The organism is Aeromonas sp. S19(2024), from assembly GCF_041402625.1.
Lineage (GTDB): Bacteria > Pseudomonadota > Gammaproteobacteria > Enterobacterales > Aeromonadaceae > Aeromonas > Aeromonas caviae.
Map to the genome: position 1 here is coordinate 22,585 of NZ_JBGLQU010000006.1, position 20,575 is coordinate 43,159.

The following is a 20,575-nucleotide window of genomic DNA, read 5'->3' on the forward strand; positions in this document are numbered from 1 at the left end:
GATGAGTTCACACATGCAACAATCCCAAAGCCGGTCGCTGGTCGACTGGCTTTCTTATTTGGAGCAGATCCACCCGGCCAACATCGACATGGGGCTGGAGCGGGTCGGCACGGTTGCCCGCCGCATGGGCCTCACCGAACTGCCGTTCAAGGTGATCACGGTGGCGGGCACCAATGGCAAGGGCTCCTCTTGCGCCATGGCGGCCAGCATCCTGATGGCCGCCGGCTACCGGGTCGGTGTCTACTCCTCCCCCCATCTGCTGCGCTTTACCGAGCGGGTGCGCGTCAATGGCCAGGAGCTGGCCGATGGCGATCACTGCGCGGCCTTTGCCGAGGTGGAAGCCGCCCGGGGCGACATCGCCCTCACCTTCTTCGAGTTCGCCACCCTGGCGGGTCTGTGGCTGTTTCGCCGCGCCGCGCCCGATGTGCTCTTGCTGGAAGTGGGGCTGGGGGGGCGGCTCGACGCCACCAATGTGGTGGAATCGGACGTCGCCCTGATCACCTCCATTGCCCTGGATCACTGCGACTGGCTCGGGGATACCCGGGAGGCGGTGGCAGTGGAGAAGGCTGGCGTCTATCGCAAAGGTAAACCCGCCATCAGCGGGGAGCCCAATCCGCCATCGACCATTGCAAGCGAAGCGGCGCGCCTCGGCGCCTGCCTGCGTCAGGTCGGCATCGATTTTCGTGGTGACGAGCATGAAGGTGACTGGGATTATCACGGCCTGCACCACTGGTCGGGATTGCCCAAACCGGCCCTGCCGCTGATGAATGCGGTCACCGTGCTGGCGGCCCTGGAGTCCCTCGGTCTGCCATTGGCGGAGTCCGCCATCCGCGACGGTCTGGCCAATGCCCGCCTGGCTGGCCGGATGCAGCAGTTGCAAACCTCGCCGCTGGTCATCGTCGACGTGGCCCACAATCCCCACTCTGCCGCCTATCTCGCCAGCCAGCTGCGTCAGCGCCCCGGCAAGGGCAGGCGCCGCGCCGTGGTTGGCATGCTCAAGGACAAGGACATGGCGGGGTCGCTGGCCGAGCTTGACGGTCTGATTGACGAGTGGTTCCTGGCAAGCCTCCACGGCCCGCGCGCGGCCACGGCCGACCAGTTGGCGACGGCCCTTGGCAGCGGCCGGGGCGCGGCGCTCACCTTTGCCAGCGTGGGGGATGCCTACGGCGCCGCCTTGGCCGCATCGAGTCCTGACGATATGGTCATTGTGTTCGGCTCGTTTTACACTGTCGCCGACGTGCTGGCTCTGGGCTCGGTCTGAGCCGTTCGCTCCCCTGGCTCCGTCAACGTGACGACGGGCCGGGTTTTGCACTGGATAATCCCCTTTCAGGCCAAGTGGGTGGCGAGGGACCCGGCTTCGCCAGCCGGCGTGAGGGGAGGCGTTCTTTGCGAAGTGTGCAAGATTGCAATGGATCCTAAGTAACATGGGTGGAAATTAACTTGGCTTCGAAGTTTCAAAACAGATTGGTGGGGACCGTCATCCTGGTCGCCCTGGTGGTCATCTTTCTGCCGGACCTGATGGACGGCAACAAGCTGGAGCAGAAGGACGAGGCCTTCGCCAAGATCCCCCTGCGTCCGGAGCTCGAGCCCGCCAAACCTGCGCTTCAGGTCTCGGCGGCGAGCACCCTGCCGGCCGAGCATCTGGCGAGTCAGCAGCAGGCCTCTGCCGCGACCCAGTGGCAGGTAGAGGAGATTGGCGATACCGTGACCCTGGCCAATCAGGGGGGAGCCAATCCAGCGGGAGCCAGTCAGGCTCCCATCACCCAGCAGCAGCCGGTACAGGCCGTGGCGCAACCCAAGCCCCAGCCCAAACCCGAGCCCAAGCCGGAAGTGATCGCCAAGAAACCGGTGGAGCAGCCCAAACCCAAGCCGGTGCCAACCAAGCCGGTAGAGGTGCAAAAACCGGTGGAGGCCAAGCCACAGGCGGGCCAGATCAAGACCATGGATGATCTCATCGCGAGCAAGATGGCCCAGCCGACTACGGCACCGGCAGCAGCCCCGGCTCAGGGGAGCTGGATACTGCAGCTTGGCGCCTTCAAGAATGCAGACAGCGTCAATGCCCTGGTGAGCAAGCTGAGGGCGGCGGGCTACTCGGCCCAGACGTCGCCGAGAACCCCGGTGCAGGGGCAGATCAACCGGGTCTTCATCGGGCCGGATGTCTCCAAGGCCAAGTTGCAGGGCATGCAGAGCCGGATCAGCCAGATGACGGGCTTGAGCGGCTCCGTGGTGGCCTACAACCCCTGACAGGACGATGAAATGAAAAGACCGCGCCTCATGGCAACATGGGCGCGGTCTTTTTTTGTGTCCAACACGGGGGAGGCAGTGTGGCTATCGGGCTATCGGGCTGCCGAGGAGGACTAGATGCACTTCACCGGCTTGGGGAGGCCTGCGATCTTGGTAGCCTGCTTGGCGGGGCCTTCCGGGAACAACTTGTAGAGGTAGCGGCTGTTGCCCTTCTCCGGGCCGTACTGCTTTTCCATCGCCTTGACCAGGGCGCGGATGGCGGGGGAGGTGTTGAACTCCAGATAGAAGGCCCGTACGAAACGCACCACTTCCCAGTGGGGATCCTCCAGCACTATCCCCTCTTTCTCGGCCAGCACCAAGGCCAGCGCCTCGCTCCATTGCTCGCTGTGACGCAGATAGCCCTGGGCATCGGTCTCGATGAGTTGGCCGTTGAACTGCAAATGGTGTGGCTCGGACATGACGCTTCCTCGAAAAGGCTATCTCAATGGGGCGGGCATGGTAGCGCCTTGCGTCCCGTCCGGCAACCGGGGCGGCGCTTGGCGCCTGCCTCGGGCGGGATCGGCCCGGCGGCTATGTCCGGCTAGGTCGACCCTGACCTGTCAGCAACTGGCCGTCGTTGGCCAGCATCAGCAGCTCGTCTGCCAACTGGCTGATGAGGGTGAGCTGCTGGCTCAGCATCAGCTGCTCCTCGCTGCTCTCCGGAGCGATGGCCGGACAGGCTCCCGCGAGCGGCGTCGGCATCTGCCCCGCTAGGTGACCGGCGGCCTGCTCCAGGGTCTGGCTGATGTGGCGGCTTATCTCCTCCAGCCCCTCGATGGGCTCGAGTTTGTCGCGATGGGCCCCGAGCGCCGAGATATAGGAGAGCAGGGCATGGTTGCGCCAGGTGAGGGTAAAGCAGAGATCCAGGAAGCGGCGGCGCTTGCTCGGCTCCACCAGCATGCTCTGCCAGGCCATGGCCAGCTCGCTGTCGGCGAGGTGGGCACACTTGCGGGCCACCCGGTAGTCCAGGGATTCATCCCGTTGGCGATGCAGGCTGGCGAGTACCGCCGAGAGGTACTTCGCATTGGCGGACAGGGAGTTGGCGATAAGGGTCGGCAACCGCTTGTATTGCCAGTCGGGCCAGAGCCAGGCCACCAGGGCGTAGGAGAGCAGGCATCCGAGCAGGGTATCGAGCAGGCGGGGTCCGAGGATGGCGAAGCCGATGCCATCCAGCAGGTTGAACGCCATCAGCACGTAGAGGGTGATGAAGCAGACGGCGGCGCTGTAGTTGCTGCGCACCTGGGTGAAAAACAGGAAGGCGGCCAGCCCCATGATCCCCAGCTGCAGGTGCAGCTCGGGGAAGAACCAGAGCACGGGCACGCCGATGAGGATACCGGCAAAGGTGCCGAGCATCCGCTGCACCAGGCGACGGCGGGTGGCGCTGTAGCTCGGCTGGCAGACGAACAATACGGTGAGCAGGATCCAGTACCCCTTGTCCAGGTGAAACGCCTGCAGAATGCCATAGCCCACTACCAGCCCGAGGGAGAGCCGCAGGGCATGGCGAAACACCATGGAGTTTGGGGTCAGGTGCTGCCTGAGCAATGCCAGCAGGGGCAGGGCGATCGGCCGTGCCAGGGGAGGCAGGCTGGTGGGCGGCGCTGCGGGGTTTTGCAGCTCTTCGGCGCTTTGCAGCAACTGGTTGATGCTGGCCAGGTTGCGACGCAGGAACTTCATCGGTGTCAGCAGGGTTTTGGGGTAGTGCTGCTTGAGGTGGGTGAACTCCAGCTGATCGCCGAGGGCCTCCAGGGTCCAGTGAATGCGTTTGTGGTGGGTGTAGGGCTTGTGCACCAGGATGGCGTAGCCGAGCTGCTGACAGGCGTCGGCAAGCTGTGACAGCACCTCCTGGAAGCCGTCGAGGACGATACCCTGCTTGAGCTCCGCTTCCAGCTTGCTGTAGGGGTAGTGGCTGGAGGTGGCCCGCTCCTGGATCTCCAGGGCAAGCAGGTATAGGCGCAGCAGGCCCGCGAGCTCGGGGGCAACCCCGTGGCGGCCGGGGGCATGAAGACGGGCATTGAGCGCCGTCTTGGCCTGGTTCAGGGCATTGACCAGGTTGATGTTGAGCTGGGCCAGATTGTGGCGGATGGCCTGGGCGCCGTGTTCGTCGGCCGGGAAGAAGCGGGATTTCTCCTGCAAGTAGCGGGCGAGGGCGAAGTAGCTCTGGGCCAGTTGCTCGTGCAGGGTCTTGTAGGGCAGCAGCCAGAGCCAGATCAGGGACACCAGGCCGTACCAGAGGGCCCCGGCGCACAGGGCAAGCGGCTGATAGAAGAGATCCGGCGCCTTGGCGGCACCCAGCATGGTGTAGATGGCAATCAGCAGGGAACCGAAGCTGATGGTGGCGTAGCGTTGGCCGAGGGCACCCACCATGACGAAGATAAAGGTGGAGCCCGCGAGCCCGATGGCAAAGAGCCAAGGAGTGGGGAAGAGATACTGCACGCACAATGAGGCGAACAGGAAGCAGAGCAGGGTCATAGCGAGGTTCTTGACCCGGCCCCAGAGGCTGTCGTCGGTCTCGGCGATGGCGCCGGCCACCACCCCGAGGGAGAGCAGCACGGTGAGCTGGATGTCACCGGTTGCCAGCGCGAAGGCGAGCAGCCCCGCGATGGCGAGCAGGACCTTGAGGGCGAAATAGATGTGGCTGTCTGTCAGCAGCCGGCGCAGCAGGCCGGAGAAATCCATCGGCATGGGATGAAGGCAACCCTTGAGCGAAACGAAAGCGACAGCATAACCTGTCGATAACGAAACGGCCCTGATTTGGATCAGGGCCACTTCGCTTCATATCCTTGATTTGCAACTTATCCTGACAGAAATGGGCGCCAATAAAAACCCCGCCGAAGCGGGGTCTTGTGCATATCGAGCATCCATCAGTTGCGGTTGCCGCCAAGCAGGCTCAGCAGGCTCAAGAAGATGTTGTAGATGGAGACATACAGGGTGACGGTGGCAGAGATGTAGTTGGTCTCGCCGCCGCGCACGATCTGCTGGGTGGTCAGCAGGATGGCGCCGGAGGAGAAGAGCATGAACATGGCGGACAGGGCCAGGCTCAGGGCGCTCATCTGCAGGAAGATGTTGGCGACCATGGCTACCAGCAGTACCCAGAACCCGACGAACAGCATGCCGCCGAGGAAGGAGAGATCCCGCTTGGTGGTCAGGGCATAGGCAGACAGGCCGAAGAAGGTGAGCGCAGTACCGCCCAGCGCCGTCATCACGATCTCGCCGCCGCCGTTGTTCATGTACATGTTGATGATGGGGCCGAGGCTATAGCCCAGCAGGCCGGTCAGGGCGAAGGTGAACACCAGCCCCATGCCGTTGTCACGGTTCTTCTCGGTCAGGAACATCAGGCCGTAGACACCGATGAGGAACACGGCCCAGTGCAGGGGCGGCATGTTCATGACGGTTGCTACCCCGGCTACCACGGCTGAGAAGCCAAGAGTGAGGGAGAGCAGCATGTAGGTGTTGCGCAGCACCTTGTTGGTGTCGCGCACGGCACCCTGGGTGCCAGTGTAGATAGAACGGGTATCCATCTTGATGTCCTCTTGATTTCCGGGGTGAAGCGACCATTTGTGCTTCGTTAACGCATTGTATGCACTGAATGTGTGGATGACGAGCGCTGATTTCAAGCGCCACCCCACCTGCGTGGTGCCTACTATCCCAGAGCAAAGATGTATTGCGCATGAACAAGGAGGCTCAAGGCGTTGCAGAGGGCGCCAGCTCCTGCTCTTTACCCTGTCTGGCGATCCGCGTCGGCGAGAAGCCGAACTGCTTTCTAAACGCCGTGATGAAATTGGCCACATGGTCATAGCCGGCGTGGGCGGCGGCGCCTTGCAGAGAGAGGCTGCGCGCCTCCAGCCTGGCCCGCGCTTCTTGCAGCTTTCGCTGGCGAAGGTAGCGCTGCAGGCTCATGCCCAGCTCTTTTTTTGCGGCCCGCTGCAAGGTGGAGACGCTCATGCCGAGGGTGGCCGCGATCTCGGTCAGGGTCATCTCGTCCACTTTTTCATCCCTGAGCAGCATCTTGAGGCGCGTCGGTTGCTCGTTCTGGCGCTGGCAACAGGGGGAGGCGGCCTGCTGGAGGTGGGTCATCAGGCTCTCCCAGACACTGAGGGCAAAGGCCTTGCGCATCAGCATCTCGGAGGCGTTCTGGCTGCTGGTGAGATTGAGCGCTTCCGCAATCTGTCCAAGGGCAGCTGGCAGGGTCCAGTCGACGCGGCTCAGGTGGCGGCTGAAGGTCTGTGCGAAAGCCTTGCGATGCGCCTGTGCCAGGTTGTGGGCGAGCCAGGTGTGGTCCAGGGAAAGGACGATGCTGCGGCTGCGCACCTGGGCTTTGGCCGCCCCCTGCACGATGTCGGGCTCGGTATAGAGGATGGCGGTTGCCACTATGGGGTCGGACTCGTGGAAGCGACACCCCTTGAGCCTGTGAGTGGCGCCATAGGTCATCAGGGCCCGGCTCTCGAGGGGAATGGCGATGATCAACTGCGGCGGCAACTCCCGCTCGGTGGCGAAGTCTGCCTTGTGAACGATGTCCTTGTTGTGAAAGCGAAGACCCTCTTGGATCACCAGGTTCTCCACCCTGCCGGTGAAGCGCCCCCGCTGGCGTGCGCTGGTATCCCTTGCCACTGTGTCAGTCATGTGCAATTTGACCATGTCGAAGAGTGAAATGACCACACCGCAAAACTGCGGCGGAAGATGGAGTGATATATTAGCCCCCGGAAAATCAAATGAAAATGATTATCATCTCTATCTTGGGGTCACTCTTACTATGGTTGTCTTGAAGGATAAAGCGCGAAGCCCGCTGGCTCTGGCCATCTCTGCCGCTCTGGCCGTCACCTTTGCCGCCCCGGCAGGGGCACACACACCGGACATCAAGCCGGACGAAACCCTGGTCGTCTATGGCAATCCACTCTACGGGATGTCGCCGTCGGAGGAGACGGGAGGCTATGGGGTCGACTCGGCCACCGTCGGCACCAAGACGCCGGCGGCCCTCAAAGACATCCCCCAGTCGATCACCGTGTTGACCAACGACTACATCGAGGAGCGCAACTTCGTGGCGGTGGACGATCTGGCCAAGTTCACGCCGGGTCTGCGCACCCTGGTCAATGACAGCGGTCGCTCCTCCATCTTCTCCCGTGGCTATGAGTACGACGAAGTGAACCTCAACGGCCTGCCATCGCCCATGCAGAGCAAGTACGGCACCCTGCCGTCGCTGGCGGCGGTGGATCGGGTGGAGATCATGCGGGGCCCCTCCGGCCTCTTCAACAGCACCAGCGAGCTGGGGGGCGTGATCAACATGGTGCTCAAGCGTCCGACCGACGCCTTCAAGGGCTCGGTCACGGCGCGCTATGGCAGCTGGGACAGGCATTACCTGGAGGCGGACATGGGGGGCGCACTCAACGACGAGGGTTCCCTGCGCGGCCGCGTCGTGGTGGCCAACGCCGACATCAAGAACCAGGTGGACTACAACAACAACGACAACGGTACCTACTACGGCACCCTGGAGTTCGATCTCTCGGATCGCACCCGCCTCTCCGTCTACGCCCTGCACCAGACCAAGGACATCCTGCCCACCAACGGCCTGCCGGCGTACAAGGACGGTTCCCTGCTCGACATCGGCCGCAGCACCTACCTGGGGTCGGCTGAAGACTTCTTCGACGCCGACACCACGGATGTGGGGGCCTCGCTGCAACACGCCTTTGCCAACGGCGGGGTGGGTCAGGTCTCGGCCCGCTACATGGATCACGACATGCGGCTGGAGCAGACCTTCACCAACGGCCCCGTGGACGCGGCGGGCAACACCTGGCTGATGTTCAACGGCCAGGGGAACCAGCAGAAGAACATGGCCTTCGATGCCAACTACAGTCAGATGTTCGATCTGCTGGGGCACAAGAGCGAGTTTGTGCTGGGCTCCGACTACAAGCGCTACGAGTCGGACATCCAGACCTACACCAACCGCAACCTCGGCAAGATCAATGTGTTCGATTTCGACCCGACCCGGGTCGCCAAGCCGGACTACAGCTACACCAAGAATGACCATGAGGAGCAGTCGGAGCTCGGCCTGTATGGCAAGGTGACCTGGCGTCTGTTGGAGCCGCTGGCGGTGATCACCGGGGCCCGCGTCTCCTGGTACGATCTGGATGCCGTCAGCACGACCCTGAGTTCCGGAGCCCAGAGTGGCGAGTCCAGTGCGTTCAACGGCAAGCTCACCCCCTACGCGGGGGCCGTCTATGACCTGAGCGACGAACACGCCTGGTATGCCAGCTACTCCAAGGTGTTCAAGCCCCAGACCAGCCAGGACGAGAGCGGCAACCTGCTCAAGCCCCGGGAGGGCAGCCAGTGGGAAACCGGCATCAAGTCCTCGCTGCGTGACGGCCTGCTCAACACCCGGGCAACCCTCTTCCTGATGAAGGACGACAATATCGCGGCCCAGGCCTACGACGATCAGGGCATTGCCATCACCAACACCTACTGGGCGACCGGCAAGGTGGAGACGCAAGGGGTGGAGCTGGAGGCGAGCGGCTATCTCAGCCAGAACTGGATGGTGATGGCCGGCTATACCTTCACCGACATCGAGGAGAAGGCCGGGGATCACAACCCGAAATTCGACACCATCCCCCGTCACGCCCTCTCACTCTGGACCGACTACCACCTGGCCGACTGGGTGCAGGGGCTGTACCTCGGGGCCGGGATGACGGCGGTGAGCGACTACGGCTTCAACCAGAAGGGGGTCGAGACCCATCAGGGGGGCTATGCCCTGTTCGATGCGGCGGTGCGTTACGAGATCAACGACAGGATGCAGGCGACCCTGAACCTCTACAACCTGCTCGACCGGGAGTACTTCTACCGGGTCGGCTCCACCAGCACCTTCAACATGTACGGCGAGCCGGCGAACCTGATGGCAGGCTTCACCTACAAGCTGTAACGACCGACGACAGCAGGGCCTCGGGCCCTGCTGTCGTCTCTGTGCGCCGCCCTACGGGGGATCCCCAAGGCTGGCGACACAATCCTGGTTCATCCAATGACAAGACTCATCATCCTGCTGCTCACCATGATCACACTCTCTTCTGCCCAGGCAGACATGCTCCACTACGCCCAGCGCTTCACCCACCATTCGGCCCTGCTGGGGGAGACGCGGCAATACAGCGTCTCCCTGCCCCAGGAATATGAGCGCGAGCCCGGGGCTCGGTTCCCCGTGCTCTATCTGCTCGACGGGGAGAAGAGTCTGCTGGAGGTTGTCGGCATCACCCGGGCCCTGCGGGCCGGGCTCAATCCGGCTATCCCCCCCCTCATCATCGTCGCGGTGCACAACACCGACCGGATGCGGGATTACACCCCGAGCCACACCATGACCTTGCCCAATGGGGCACCGGCGGGGCCCGGCTATGCCGTGACGGGGGGCGGGCCCCGGTTCCTGCGCTATCTGAGTGAGGAGCTGCGCCCCCTCATCGAGGAGAGGTTTCGGACCCAGGCGCCGGCCCTGCTGGTGGGCCACTCCCTCGGCGGCCTGCTGGCACTCGATGCACAGGCGCAAGATAGCGGCCAGTTCCAGGGGGTGATCGCCATCGACGCCAGCCTCTGGTTCGATTACCCCCGCAATTACGAGCGCATCGCGTCGGAGTTGACCGGGCCGCTCAAGCACGCCTCCTCGCTGTTTATGGCGGTGGCCAACAACCCCTTCACCCCGGGATTCGGGCGCTCGGCGTTTCACCGGGATCGCCTGCAGCAGTTTGCGCGGCAGGTAGTGGGGGCTCCCGGCACAAACCTGCACGTCACCAGCCGCTACTTCGAGGAGGAGGATCATCACAGCGTCTACCACCTCGCCGTCTATCAGGGACTCCAGTGGCTGTTTCAGGGCTACCGGCTGGATCTGGCGCCCGGGCACTTCAGCCGACAGGGGGTGAGCGCCCGCTTTGATGCCCTGAACCGCCACCTCGGCAGCGCACTGCGCCCGGAGCTGGGGAGTCTGCGGGACATCAAGGTGAAGGCCGCGCGCTGGCCGCAGATGGCGATCTCCGTGGACGAGGCCGATGCCCTGCTGACCCACTACTACGGGTCGAAGCCGTGAAAGCCGATATTTTTGCCTGTGTCTGGAATCGTCACAACGGCGCAGGAGACGGGTGTCGGTCCGGCGCCATCCCTGGGTAGACTGCCGAAACGAGGGGCGCCGGGTCGGTGCCCCGACAGAGGCAGGGAGTGAGCGATGGCGGTTGCAGGAAAGAGGGGAGGCATGCTGGCTCTGTGGTGCAGTGCACTCCTGATGTCGGGGTGCAGTGGGTTTGCGCCTGCGCCCATTCCCGTCACCTATCTGAGTCAGGATCCGCCCCCAGGCAGGCTGCCCCTTGGGGAGACCGCCTATGTGGATGACGGTCGCTGCCCACCAGGGCAGGTCAAGCGGCTCATCGGCGGGGACGCGAAGCACAATGTGCCAAGAAAGGTGGAGTGTGTGGCAAGACCGCAATGATGATGTGATTTTCACAGCCTGAAACATCCCAAAAAGAGCCCTGAGGCAGTCGCCTTGGGGCTCTTTTCGTCTGGCTGGCCTGGTCGGTGTGATGCCGCAGCGGGCTAGAAGACATCTCCAGGGACCCGCACCCAGCCTTCCATCAGGATGCGGGCGGAGCGGGACATCACCGCTTTGGTGACCGTCCACTGTCCCGCTACCTGCTCTGCCTGGGCTCCGACTCTCAGGGTGCCGGAGGGGTGACCAAAGCGCACCGCTTCGCGCTCGCCGCCCCCGGCGGCCAGATTGACGAGGGTGCCGGGAATGGCCGCCGCCGTGCCGATGGCCACGGCGCAGGTGCCCATCATGGCGTGGTGCAGCTTGCCCATGGAGAGGGCCCGCACCAGCAGATCGATCTCGCCGGCAATAATCTCCTTGCCGCTGGCGGTGCGGTAATCCTTGGCGGGTGCGACGAAGGCAATTTTCGGGGTGTGCTGGCGAGTGGCCGCCTCTTCGGGGCGCTTGATGAGCCCCATGCGCAGGGCACCGGCAACCCGGATCGCCTCGAAACGGGCGAGCGCTTGCGGGTCTGTGTTGATCGCCTCGCGCAGCTCGGTGCCCTCATAACCAATGTCCTCGGCGTTGACGAACACCGTGGGGATGCCTGCGCTGATCAGGGTGGCTTTCAGTACGCCGCTCTTTACAACAGACGCGGGTACCTCCAGATCGTCCACCAGATTGCCGGTGGGGAAGAGGGCGCCGCCGTCTTCACCCTCGTCGGACGGGTCGAGAAACTCCAGCACGATCTCGGCGGCGGGGAAGGTCACCCCGTCCAGCTCGAAATCGCCTGTCTCCTGCACCTGGCCGTTCGTCACCGGCACGTGGGCGAGGATGGTTTTGCCGATATTGGCCTGCCAGATCCGCACCTCGCAGGTGCCGTGCTCCGGGATGCGGGACGGGTCCACCAGGCCGGCGTGGATGGCGAAGGCCCCGGCGCCGGTGGAGAGGTTGCCGCAGTTGCCGCTCCAGTCCACGAATGCCTTGTCGATGGCGACCTGGCCGTAGAGGTAGTCCACGTCGTGATCGGGTTGCTGGCTTTTGGAGAGGATCACGCACTTGGCTGTGGAGGAGGTGGCCCCCCCCATGCCGTCCATGTGGGCGCCGTAGGGATCGGGGCTGCCGATGACCCGCAGGAAGAAGGCATCACGTGCCGGGCCCGGCTGCTGGCAGCGCTCGGGCAGGTCAGATAAGCGAAAGAAGACCCCCTTGCTGGTGCCGCCGCGAAGGTAGGTGGCCGGAATTCTGACTTGTGGTATGTGGGCCATAGAGAGTGTCCTGAAAAGAGTCATAGATCCTGCTCCCTCTGGGAGAAGGTGCCCGAAGGGCGGATGAGGGGGATTTCCCCTCACCCCAACCCTCTCCCAAAGAGAGAGGGTGCCTTATGCCTTCCCCTTTTTCAAAGGGGCGGGGTTGCGATTTAGCTTGCGGCCTTTTGCGCGGTTGACGCCAGGAAGTCCTGGGCGAAGCGTTGCAGCACGCCGCCCGCCTCATAGACCGAGACCTCCTCGGCGGTGTCGAGGCGGCAGGTCATGGGCACCTGGATCACTTCGCCGCTGCGACGGCGGATCACCAGAGTGAGATCGGTGTGCGGCTGGCGTGCTCCCACCACGTCATAGGTCTCGGTGCCATCGAGGCCCAGCGTGAGGCGGGTGGTGCCCGGTTTGAACTCGAGCGGCAGCACCCCCATGCCGATGAGGTTGGTGCGGTGAATGCGCTCGAAGCCTTCCGCCGCGATCACCTCCACCCCGGCAAGGCGCACCCCCTTGGCCGCCCAGTCCCGGGACGAGCCCTGACCGTAGTCGGCACCGGCCACGATGATGAGGGGCTGCTTGCGTGCCATGTAGGTCTCGATGGCTTCCCACATCCGCATCACTTTGCCGTCCGGCTCGACGCGGGCGAGGGACCCCTTCTGCACCACGCCGTTCACCACCGCCATCTCGTTGACCAGCTGGGGGTTGGCGAAGGTGGCGCGCTGGGCGGTCAGGTGATCGCCGCGGTGGGTGGCGTAGGAGTTGAAGTCCTCCTCCGGCAGGCCCATCTTCGCCAGGTATTCCCCCGCCGCGCTGCCGGGCAGGATGGCGTTGGAAGGGGAGAGGTGGTCGGTGGTGATGTTGTCCGGCAACAGTGCCAGGGGCCGCATGCCGCGCAGGGTGCGCTCGCCCGCCAGTGCCCCCTCCCAGTAGGGCGGGCGACGGATATAGGTGCTTTGAGAGCGCCAGTCGTACAGGGGCGTCACCTTGGGACCCTGATCCTCTTCCTGGGTGAACATGGGGATATAGACCTGGCGGAACTGGGACGGCTTGACCGACGCCTTGACCACGGCGTCGATCTCTTCATCAGACGGCCAGATATCCTTGAGGCGAATTTCCTTGCCGTCCACCACCTCCAGCACATCTTTTTCAATGTCGAAGCGGATGGTGCCCGCGATGGCGTAGGCCACCACCAGGGGGGGCGAGGCGAGAAACGCCTGCTTGGCATAGGGATGGATGCGGCCGTCGAAGTTGCGGTTGCCCGAGAGCACCGCCGTGGCGTAGAGGTCCCGCTCAATGATCTCTTGCTGGATGGCGGGATCCAGGGCACCGGACATGCCGTTGCAGGTGGTGCAGGCAAAGGCCACGACGCCGAAGCCGAGCCGCTCAAGTTCCTCGTCCAGTCCCGCCTCTTTCAAGTAGAGGGCGACTGTCTTGGAGCCGGGGGCGAGGGAGGATTTGACCCAGGGCTTGCGGCTGAGGCCGAGCCGGTTGGCGTTGCGGGCCAACAGGCCTGCGGCGATCACGTTGCGCGGGTTGCTGGTGTTGGTGCAACTGGTGATGGCGGCGATGATGACGGCGCCATCGGGCAAGAGGCCGTCAGCCTCCTGGGCACGAGCTTTGTCCAGATCCACCGCGATGCCTCGCGTGGCAAGTTCGGTCACCGGCAGGCGACGGTGGGGATTGGAGGGGCCCGCCAGGGTGCGCACCACGCTCGACAAGTCAAAGTGCAGCACCCGCTCGTACTGGGCGCTCGCCAGGGCATCGGCCCAGAGACCGGCCTCCCTGGCATAGGTTTCCACCAGCCTGACCTGCTCGTCGTCACGGCCGGTGAGCTTGAGGTAGTCGATGGTCTGCTGGTCGATGAAGAACATGGCCGCGGTAGCGCCATACTCCGGCGCCATGTTGGAGATGGTGGCCCGATCGCCGAGGGTGAGGGCGGCGGCCCCCTTGCCACGAAACTCCAGGTAGGCGCCGACCACCTTCTGCTGGCGCAGGAATTCGGTGAGGGAGAGCACCAGATCGGTGGCGGTGATGCCGGGTTGCGGCTTGCCGGAGAGCTCCACGCCGACGATCGAAGGCAGCCGCATCCAGGAGGCGCGCCCCAGCATGACGTTCTCGGCCTCTAACCCACCCACCCCCACCGCGATGACGCCCAGAGCGTCAACGTGGGGGGTGTGGCTGTCGGTGCCGACGCAGGTATCCGGGTAGGCGAGGCCGCGATCGGCGTGGATGACAGGGGACATCTTCTCCAGGTTGATCTGGTGCATGATGCCGTTGCCTGGCGGGATCACCTCGATGTTCTTGAACGCCTGCTTGGTCCAGTCGATGAAGTGGAAGCGATCCTCGTTGCGCCGATCCTCGATGGCGCGGTTCTTCTCGAATGCCTGGGGGTCAAAGCCGCCGCACTCCACGGCGAGGGAATGGTCGACGATGAGCTGCACCGGCACGACCGGGTTCACCTGGGCGGGATCGCCCCCCTGATCGGCGATGGCGTCGCGAAGGCCGGCGAGGTCCACCAGGGCGGTCTGCCCCAGGATGTCGTGGCACACCACCCGCGCCGGGAACCAGGGGAAGTCGCGCTCGCGCTGGCCGAAAACGATCTGGCCGAGGCACTCGCCGAGGATGGCCGGATCGCATTTGCGAACCAGGTTCTCGGCGTGGACGCGGGCGGTGTAGGAGAGCCTGTCCCAGGCGCCGGGGACGATGGCGTTGACCGCCTCCCGGGCGTCGAAGTAGTCGAGCTGTGTGCCGGGCAGGGGCTTGCGATATTGCGTGTTGATCATCACTTGCGCTCCTTGAGCGGCACGAACCTGAGATCCTCCGGGCCGACGTAGTTGGCGCTCGGGCGGATGATCTTGCCGTCGATGCGCTGCTCGATGACATGGGCCGACCAGCCTGAGGTGCGGGCGATGACGAACAGCGGGGTGAACATGGCGGTGGGCACCCCCATCATGTGGTAGCTGACGGCGCTGAACCAGTCGAGGTTCGGGAACATCTTCTTGACTTCCCACATGGTGGATTCCAGCCGCTCGGCGATATCGAACATCTTGGTGTTGTGCTGCTCCTGGCTGAGCTCGCGCGCCACCTCCTTGATCACCTTGTTGCGCGGATCGGAGACGGTGTAGACCGGGTGGCCGAAGCCGATGACCACTTCTTTTTTCTCGACCCGGGCGCGAATGTCGGCCTCCGCCTCGTCCGGGTTCTCGTAGCGCTTCTGGATCTCGAAAGCCACCTCGTTGGCGCCCCCGTGCTTGGGCCCGCGCAGGGCACCGATGGCTCCCGTGATGCAGGAGTACATGTCCGAGCCGGTGCCGGCGATGACGCGGCCGGTGAAGGTGGAGGCGTTGAACTCATGCTCGGCGTAGAGGATGAGAGAGGTGTGCATGGCGCGAACCCAGGAATCGCGTGGCTTGTGCCCGTGCAGCAGGTGGAGGAAGTGGCCGCCGATGGAGTCGTCGTCGGTCTCCACATGGATGCGTTTGCCGTTGTGACTGAAGTGGTACCAGTAGAGCAACACGGAGCCGAGACAGGCCATCAGCTTGTCGGCGATGTCCCGGGCGCCCGGGTGGTTGTGATCGTCCTTCTCCGGCGACAGGCACCCCAGCACGGAGACGGCGGTGCGCATCACGTCCATGGGGTGGGCGGAGGGAGGCAACTGTTCCAAGGCGGTCCTCACCCCGGTTGGCAGGCCGCGCAGGGCCTTGAGCTTGGCCTTGTAGGCGGCGAGCTCCGCCACATTGGGCAGATGGCCGTGCACCAGCAGGTGGGCTATCTCTTCAAACTCGCAGCTGGTGGCCACGTCCAGGATGTCGTAGCCACGGTAGTGCAGATCGTTGCCGCTGAGGCCCACGGTGCACAGGGCGGTATTGCCGGCGGCGGTGCCGGAAAGGGCGACGGATTTCTTCGGCTTGAAGCCGGTGGTTTCGGGCAGGGCGCTCATCACATGTTTCCTCATTCAGTCCGTTGATGCGCCAGCCGCCAGCATAAGGCGGCCGGTCGCCGTCTTATTCCTTGGTCGAAAGATCCTGGGTGAACAGCCTGTCCAGGGTCTGCTCGTAGTGGTGGTAACCGAGAAAATCGTAGAGGGACTCCCGGGTCTGCATGGTGTCGACCACGGCGCGCTGGTGGCCGTCGCGGCGAAGCGTCTGATAGACGTTGAGGGCGGCCTGGTTGGCGGCGCGGGCGGCGCTCAGGGGGTAGAGCACCATGTCCACGCCGTGGGCGGCGAGCGCCTCCTTGTCAAACAGCTCGGTCTTGCCGAACTCGGTCATGTTGGCGAGGATCGGCACCCCGGCCGCCTGCCTGAAACGGTCGTACTGCTCGAGCTCGGTGACCGCTTCGGCGAAGATCATGTCGGCGCCCGCCTCCACATAGGCGGCGGCGCGCTCCAGGGCCGAGCCCAGCCCTTCCACCGCCAGGGCGTCGGTGCGGGCCATGATGACGAAACTCTCGTCCTGGCGGGCATCCACCGCCGCCTTGATCCTGTCCACCATCTCGGTGACGCTGACCACGGCCTTGTTGGGCCTGTGGCCGCAACGCTTCTGGGCCACCTGATCTTCCATGTGGACGGCGGCCACCCCGCCGCGCTCGAAGGCGCGGATGGTGCGGGCGATGTTGAAGGCGCCCCCCCAGCCGGTGTCGATGTCCACCAAGAGTGGCACCTGGGTGGCAGCCGTGATGCGTTCGGCATCGATGAGCACGTCATTCATGGAAGTCATGCCGAGGTCCGGCAGGCCATAGGAGGCGTTCGCTACCCCGGCGCCGGAGAGATAGAGGGCCTGGAAGCCGCTGCGCTCTGCCATCAGCGCCATGTAGGCATTGATGGTGCCGACAATCTGCAGGGGCTTTTCGTTGGCCAGGGCCGTGCGAAAACGCTTGCCGGCCGAGGGGGAGAGGTTGGACATGGTGACTCCTTTCATGGGGTGCGTGTCTGCTGGATGTGTAGGGTGAACGGTATCATCTCACACTACGTTTACGTTAACGTCAATTATGCTTAGGTCCAAGGTCGTATCAAGTGTGCTCTCCCCTGACGGCCTCCTGGCAACGCCAGTGCCACAGACTCGTTGGAACCATTTTTTGGTGTGATGCATCGTGTGGGAGAGAGGTGAACCTGGGAAAATGCCGAGTGTTTTTTGGCCAAACCTGGGCTTTTGGGGTCAAAATCTTGCGCGGCGTCAAACAGGATGCAAATTGTGTCTCAGCCATCCTCCCCGACTGGGTCTCTGCGTTGCTTGCCCGTAGGCGTTTGGCTACGCTCAGTGGGTGATCAAACAAGGGGTGTGCGCCATGAAGAAAAGCCAGGTTCATCTCATCGACGAAGAGGTGGATTTTCCTGCCAATGAACAGCTGGTCTCCACTACGGACCTGCAGGGTGTGATCACCTACGCCAATGATCACTTCTGCCGGGTAGCGGGGTACAGCCGGGCCGAGCTCATCGGCCAGCACCACAACATGGTTCGCCACCCGGACATGCCCAAGGCTGCCTTTGCTGACCTCTGGGGCAAGCTCAAGCAGGGCAAACCCTGGCGCGGCATGGTGAAAAACCGCTGCAAGGATGGGCGTTACTATTGGGTGGATGCCTATGTCACCCCTATCTTCGAGCAGGGGCGGATCAATGGCTACCAGTCGGTCCGCAGTCGCGCCGCGCCGGAGATGAAAGCCGTGGCCGGGCGCACCTATGCCAGATTGAAGAGCGTGGAGCGGGGGGAGCGAAAGGGCGGATTGAGCCTGCGCCCGATGCGCCACGGGCTGGCCATCATCGGTGTCTTGCTGATGCTGGCGGGGGGGGCCTATCTGATGGGGCCCTGGGGGCCGTTGTTCACCCTGTTGCCTCTCTTGTGGCTGGCCCTGATCTATCGTGACACCCTCATCACTACCCCCCGTTATCTGCGACAGCTCGCGGACGAATATGACAGCCTGACCCGGCTCATCTATTCGGGGGAGGATGCCAGTGCCATTGCAGACTTCCACATCAAGCTGTTGCAGGCCAGGATCCGCACCGTCCTTGGACGAGTGGACGATGCGACCCTCTCCCTGCAGGATCTCGCGGTGCATCTGAAAACAGCCTCCAGCGAGGCGAGCGCCGACATCGCCGAACAGGATGTCCAGACCCAGCAGGTGGCGACGGCCATCACCGAGATGGCGGCGACAGCCCACGAGATTGCCCGCAATATCCTAGAGACGGACAACCAGATAGCCCAGGCCAAGGCGCACTGCCAACACACCGATCAGCAGCTGGAAGATACCCAGCACAGGGTGACGGAGCTGGCCACCCAGGCAGAGCATGCCTTCACGGCCGCCGTGGCACTGGCGGAGGAGTCGGACCGCATCGGTGTGCTGATGAGCGAGATCCAGGGCATTGCGGATCAGACCAATCTGCTGGCGCTCAACGCCGCCATCGAGGCGGCGCGGGCAGGGGAGCAGGGGCGAGGCTTTGCGGTGGTGGCGGACGAGGTGCGAACCCTCTCCACGCGCACCCACAAGGCGACCGAGCAGATCCAGAGCAGCATAGGCCAGATCCAGCGTACCCTGAACGGCTGGAAGGGAATGATGCAGCAGAACCTGCAACAAACCCAATCCTGCGTGACCCTGACCCGCCAGGGATCAGAGAGCCTGCATCAGGTGCTGGCGGAAATAGAACGGGTGGTGGACCTCTCGGCCCAGATCTCGACGGCGGCAGAGGAGCAGCAGGCGGTGGTGGAGGACATCAGCCGCAACGTCAACGCCATCTCCCAGCACTCCCACACCAACAGCAACAAGATGCAGGACATGGACGCTTCGAGCGACATCCTGCTCACCAAGGCTCGCCAGCTCAAATCCCTGGGGCAGACCTTCGGGTAAGAGCGGTCAGACTCATGCAATGCAGGAAGGCCACCCCTGGGGTGGCCTTCCTGTTTATTGGTTTCATGGGGGTATCGGCTCTGTGTGCCGGGAGATGAACCAGTCAGCCGGACTGCTCCGCCAGCGTGATGACGCGGCCGCCCTTGTCACAATACATGGCCCTGTCGGCCTGAATGAGCCACTGCTCCGGGCTCCAGTCATGCTGGTAGTGGCTGACGCCGATGCTGATGCCCACCTGCATCGGCTGGTCATTGACCACGAAGGGGGCCTGCATGGCCTGGCGGATCACGGCGGTGACCTCCTCTGCCTGACGGATATCGTAGCCCGGCAGCAGCAGGATGAACTCGTCCCCCGCCAAGCGGGCAAAATAGCACTGGTGGCCGATGGCGTCGTGGATCCGTCGGGCCAGCTGGCAGAGGATGGCATCCCCCTGGCTGTGGCCGAAGTTGTCGTTGATGCGCTTGAAGTCATTGAGATCGCAAAACAGCAGGCAGCCCGGATTGTCGCTTTGCACCTGGTGTTTCAACTGCTCCATCAGGCTCAGGCGATTGGGCAGCCCGGTAAGGGGATCGAGGCGGGCCAGTTGCAGTATCTCCTGCTCTCGCTGCTTGCGCAGGGCCACTTCCTGGTTGAGCCGCTTGTTGCTCATCAGAAGATAGAGGGAGAGCAGCAGGATGAGACCACCAACACCCAGGCTCAGCAGGAACCATGGACGCCAGAAGCTCCACTGTTCTGAGGGAACCTGATAGAGAAAACGGGTCAGGGAGACCGGTTTGGCAAGGAGGCCTATCTCCACCAGCTGCTGCATGATGTGAGCGAAGCGATCCGGATTCATATACCCGATCTCCACATAGAGCGGCTGGATCATCTCCTTGCTCATCTGCAACTCGTATTCCATGTGGGCCTGACTGCGGTTGACGCCATACTCTGTGCGCAGCAGGGCGATGGCTTCCTCGGGGTGGGTGAGGGCATAGCGCCATCCCTGGAGGCTGGCTGCACGAAAACGTGCCACCCGCTCCGGATTGAGCCGCTCCTGTGCCTGGGTGGTGAAGAGAATGTCGCTGTAGAAATCGATGCCGTAGTTGCGAGGGTTGATGACGGACACCGAGATGCCGCGCTCTTCCAGATAGAAGGGCTCATTGCTCAGATAGGCGTTGAAGATGTCTATCCGGCCGGCGATCAGATCGTCGATGTTGACCGAAGTGGGTACCGGGATGAGCTGGCGCTCGTGAAGCCCCTGATAGTAGAGGGTGGCCAGCAGTTCGGCATCCTGATGACCCGGAAACATCATGATCCGTTTGCCACGCATGTCCGCAACGGTGAGAATGCCGCTGTCGCGGCGTGCCAGGAAGATGGAGGGAGAGTGCTGGTAGACGCTGGCCAGCGCCAGCAGTGGCTTGCCCTGGGCGTAGTGGGTCAGCACCTCGGTGTTGCCGACGCCAAAGTCGGCGCGTCCGGCCAGCACCTCCTGAACCGGACTTATTCCCTTGCCACCTGGCCTTATCTCGACATCCAGACCGGCGTCGGCGTAATACCCCTTGGCCTTGGCCATGTGATAGCCCACAAACTGGGGCTGATGCAGCCAGCGCAACTGCAATACCACCTTCTCCGGCAGATCACGTGTCCGTTCACTGGCCTGGAGGGGCGAGAAGCAAGTGATGCCAAGCAACAACAGCCAAAACAGGCATTTTTTCATTCGTGCGATTCTTGTGCT

15 protein-coding genes are annotated in these 20,575 nt (G+C 63.5%); 6 read left to right on the plus strand and 9 right to left on the minus strand.

What is annotated here, in order from left to right:
* Window position 1: 1 nt before the first annotated feature.
* Window positions 2–1,261 (plus strand): bifunctional tetrahydrofolate synthase/dihydrofolate synthase, encoded by a 1,260-nt coding sequence (folC, locus tag ACB037_RS13600; protein ID WP_323898312.1) that lies wholly within the window; start codon window positions 2–4, stop codon window positions 1,259–1,261.
* Between the two features lie 179 nt (window positions 1,262–1,440).
* A complete protein-coding gene (gene dedD, locus ACB037_RS13605; RefSeq protein WP_029314728.1) occupies window positions 1,441–2,244 on the plus strand; it encodes a cell division protein DedD in 804 nt (267 codons plus the stop codon).
* A gap of 113 nt (window positions 2,245–2,357) precedes the next feature.
* Here the strand turns inward: dedD and ACB037_RS13610 are convergent, their stop codons facing one another.
* The 4 genes from ACB037_RS13610 to ACB037_RS13625 all read right to left on the minus strand — a co-directional run bounded on the left by ACB037_RS13610 (window position 2,358) and on the right by ACB037_RS13625 (window position 6,903).
* A complete protein-coding gene (locus tag ACB037_RS13610; protein ID WP_039038798.1) occupies window positions 2,358–2,702 on the minus strand; it encodes a TusE/DsrC/DsvC family sulfur relay protein in 345 nt (114 codons plus the stop codon).
* 112 nt (window positions 2,703–2,814) lie between these two features.
* Window positions 2,815–4,965, minus strand: a complete 2,151-nt coding sequence (gene yccS, locus ACB037_RS13615; protein ID WP_371175436.1) for a YccS family putative transporter — start codon at window positions 4,963–4,965, stop codon at window positions 2,815–2,817.
* Window positions 4,966–5,144: 179 nt separating this feature from the next.
* On the minus strand, window positions 5,145–5,801 hold the full coding sequence (locus tag ACB037_RS13620) for a Bax inhibitor-1/YccA family protein (RefSeq protein WP_010675134.1): 657 nt from the start codon (window positions 5,799–5,801) through the stop codon (window positions 5,145–5,147).
* 163 nt (window positions 5,802–5,964) lie between these two features.
* Window positions 5,965–6,903, minus strand: coding sequence for an AraC family transcriptional regulator (locus ACB037_RS13625; RefSeq protein ID WP_041215878.1), 939 nt, complete (start codon window positions 6,901–6,903; stop codon window positions 5,965–5,967).
* Between the two features lie 130 nt (window positions 6,904–7,033).
* On the opposite strand from ACB037_RS13625, the gene ACB037_RS13630 reads away from it, so the two are divergent.
* The 3 genes from ACB037_RS13630 (at window position 7,034) to ACB037_RS13640 (ending at window position 10,729) form a co-directional block, all read left to right on the plus strand.
* Window positions 7,034–9,190: a TonB-dependent siderophore receptor gene (locus tag ACB037_RS13630; RefSeq protein ID WP_371175437.1), complete on the plus strand. Its 2,157-nt coding sequence runs from the start codon at window positions 7,034–7,036 to the stop codon at window positions 9,188–9,190.
* Between the two features lie 96 nt (window positions 9,191–9,286).
* The gene (locus ACB037_RS13635) at window positions 9,287–10,333 is read left to right on the plus strand and encodes an alpha/beta hydrolase (protein WP_371175438.1); all 1,047 of its coding nucleotides are present in this window, start codon (window positions 9,287–9,289) and stop codon (window positions 10,331–10,333) included.
* Window positions 10,334–10,525: 192 nt separating this feature from the next.
* Window positions 10,526–10,729: a DUF6719 family protein gene (locus tag ACB037_RS13640; RefSeq protein WP_353933824.1), complete on the plus strand. Its 204-nt coding sequence runs from the start codon at window positions 10,526–10,528 to the stop codon at window positions 10,727–10,729.
* Between the two features lie 104 nt (window positions 10,730–10,833).
* Here the strand turns inward: ACB037_RS13640 and prpF are convergent, their stop codons facing one another.
* From prpF to prpB, 4 genes are all read right to left on the minus strand, one after another.
* On the minus strand, window positions 10,834–12,033 hold the full coding sequence (gene prpF / locus ACB037_RS13645; protein ID WP_371175439.1) for a 2-methylaconitate cis-trans isomerase PrpF: 1,200 nt from the start codon (window positions 12,031–12,033) through the stop codon (window positions 10,834–10,836).
* Window positions 12,034–12,185: 152 nt separating this feature from the next.
* On the minus strand, window positions 12,186–14,804 hold the full coding sequence (gene acnD, locus ACB037_RS13650; protein ID WP_371175440.1) for a Fe/S-dependent 2-methylisocitrate dehydratase AcnD: 2,619 nt from the start codon (window positions 14,802–14,804) through the stop codon (window positions 12,186–12,188).
* Window positions 14,804–15,961, minus strand: a complete 1,158-nt coding sequence (prpC, locus tag ACB037_RS13655) for a 2-methylcitrate synthase (RefSeq protein ID WP_124244567.1) — start codon at window positions 15,959–15,961, stop codon at window positions 14,804–14,806. The genes acnD and prpC overlap by 1 nt, the downstream gene beginning before the upstream one ends.
* Before the next feature lie 64 nt (window positions 15,962–16,025).
* On the minus strand, window positions 16,026–16,925 hold the full coding sequence (prpB, locus tag ACB037_RS13660; RefSeq protein ID WP_104453068.1) for a methylisocitrate lyase: 900 nt from the start codon (window positions 16,923–16,925) through the stop codon (window positions 16,026–16,028).
* Window positions 16,926–17,307: 382 nt separating this feature from the next.
* On the opposite strand from prpB, the gene ACB037_RS13665 reads away from it, so the two are divergent.
* Window positions 17,308–18,861: a PAS domain-containing methyl-accepting chemotaxis protein gene (locus ACB037_RS13665; RefSeq protein WP_069651424.1), complete on the plus strand. Its 1,554-nt coding sequence runs from the start codon at window positions 17,308–17,310 to the stop codon at window positions 18,859–18,861.
* A 103-nt stretch (window positions 18,862–18,964) separates the two neighbouring features.
* On the opposite strand, the gene ACB037_RS13670 is transcribed toward ACB037_RS13665, so the two are convergent.
* Window positions 18,965–20,557: a GGDEF domain-containing protein gene (locus ACB037_RS13670; protein ID WP_045524356.1), complete on the minus strand. Its 1,593-nt coding sequence runs from the start codon at window positions 20,555–20,557 to the stop codon at window positions 18,965–18,967.
* Window positions 20,558–20,575 lie beyond the last annotated feature (18 nt).

Coding starts and splice junctions, on each gene's coding strand:
- folC (WP_323898312.1), top strand. CDS start 2: ATGAGTTCACACATGCAACAATCCCAAAGCCGGTCGCTGGTCGACTGG.
- ACB037_RS13610 (WP_039038798.1), bottom strand. CDS start 2,702: ATGTCCGAGCCACACCATTTGCAGTTCAACGGCCAACTCATCGAGACC.
- yccS (WP_371175436.1), bottom strand. CDS start 4,965: ATGCCGATGGATTTCTCCGGCCTGCTGCGCCGGCTGCTGACAGACAGC.
- ACB037_RS13620 (WP_010675134.1), bottom strand. CDS start 5,801: ATGGATACCCGTTCTATCTACACTGGCACCCAGGGTGCCGTGCGCGAC.
- ACB037_RS13625 (WP_041215878.1), bottom strand. CDS start 6,903: ATGACTGACACAGTGGCAAGGGATACCAGCGCACGCCAGCGGGGGCGC.
- ACB037_RS13630 (WP_371175437.1), top strand. CDS start 7,034: ATGGTTGTCTTGAAGGATAAAGCGCGAAGCCCGCTGGCTCTGGCCATC.
- ACB037_RS13635 (WP_371175438.1), top strand. CDS start 9,287: ATGACAAGACTCATCATCCTGCTGCTCACCATGATCACACTCTCTTCT.
- ACB037_RS13640 (WP_353933824.1), top strand. CDS start 10,526: ATGTCGGGGTGCAGTGGGTTTGCGCCTGCGCCCATTCCCGTCACCTAT.
- prpF (WP_371175439.1), bottom strand. CDS start 12,033: ATGGCCCACATACCACAAGTCAGAATTCCGGCCACCTACCTTCGCGGC.
- acnD (WP_371175440.1), bottom strand. CDS start 14,804: ATGATCAACACGCAATATCGCAAGCCCCTGCCCGGCACACAGCTCGAC.
- prpC (WP_124244567.1), bottom strand. CDS start 15,961: ATGAGCGCCCTGCCCGAAACCACCGGCTTCAAGCCGAAGAAATCCGTC.
- prpB (WP_104453068.1), bottom strand. CDS start 16,925: ATGTCCAACCTCTCCCCCTCGGCCGGCAAGCGTTTTCGCACGGCCCTG.
- ACB037_RS13665 (WP_069651424.1), top strand. CDS start 17,308: ATGAAGAAAAGCCAGGTTCATCTCATCGACGAAGAGGTGGATTTTCCT.
- ACB037_RS13670 (WP_045524356.1), bottom strand. CDS start 20,557: ATGAAAAAATGCCTGTTTTGGCTGTTGTTGCTTGGCATCACTTGCTTC.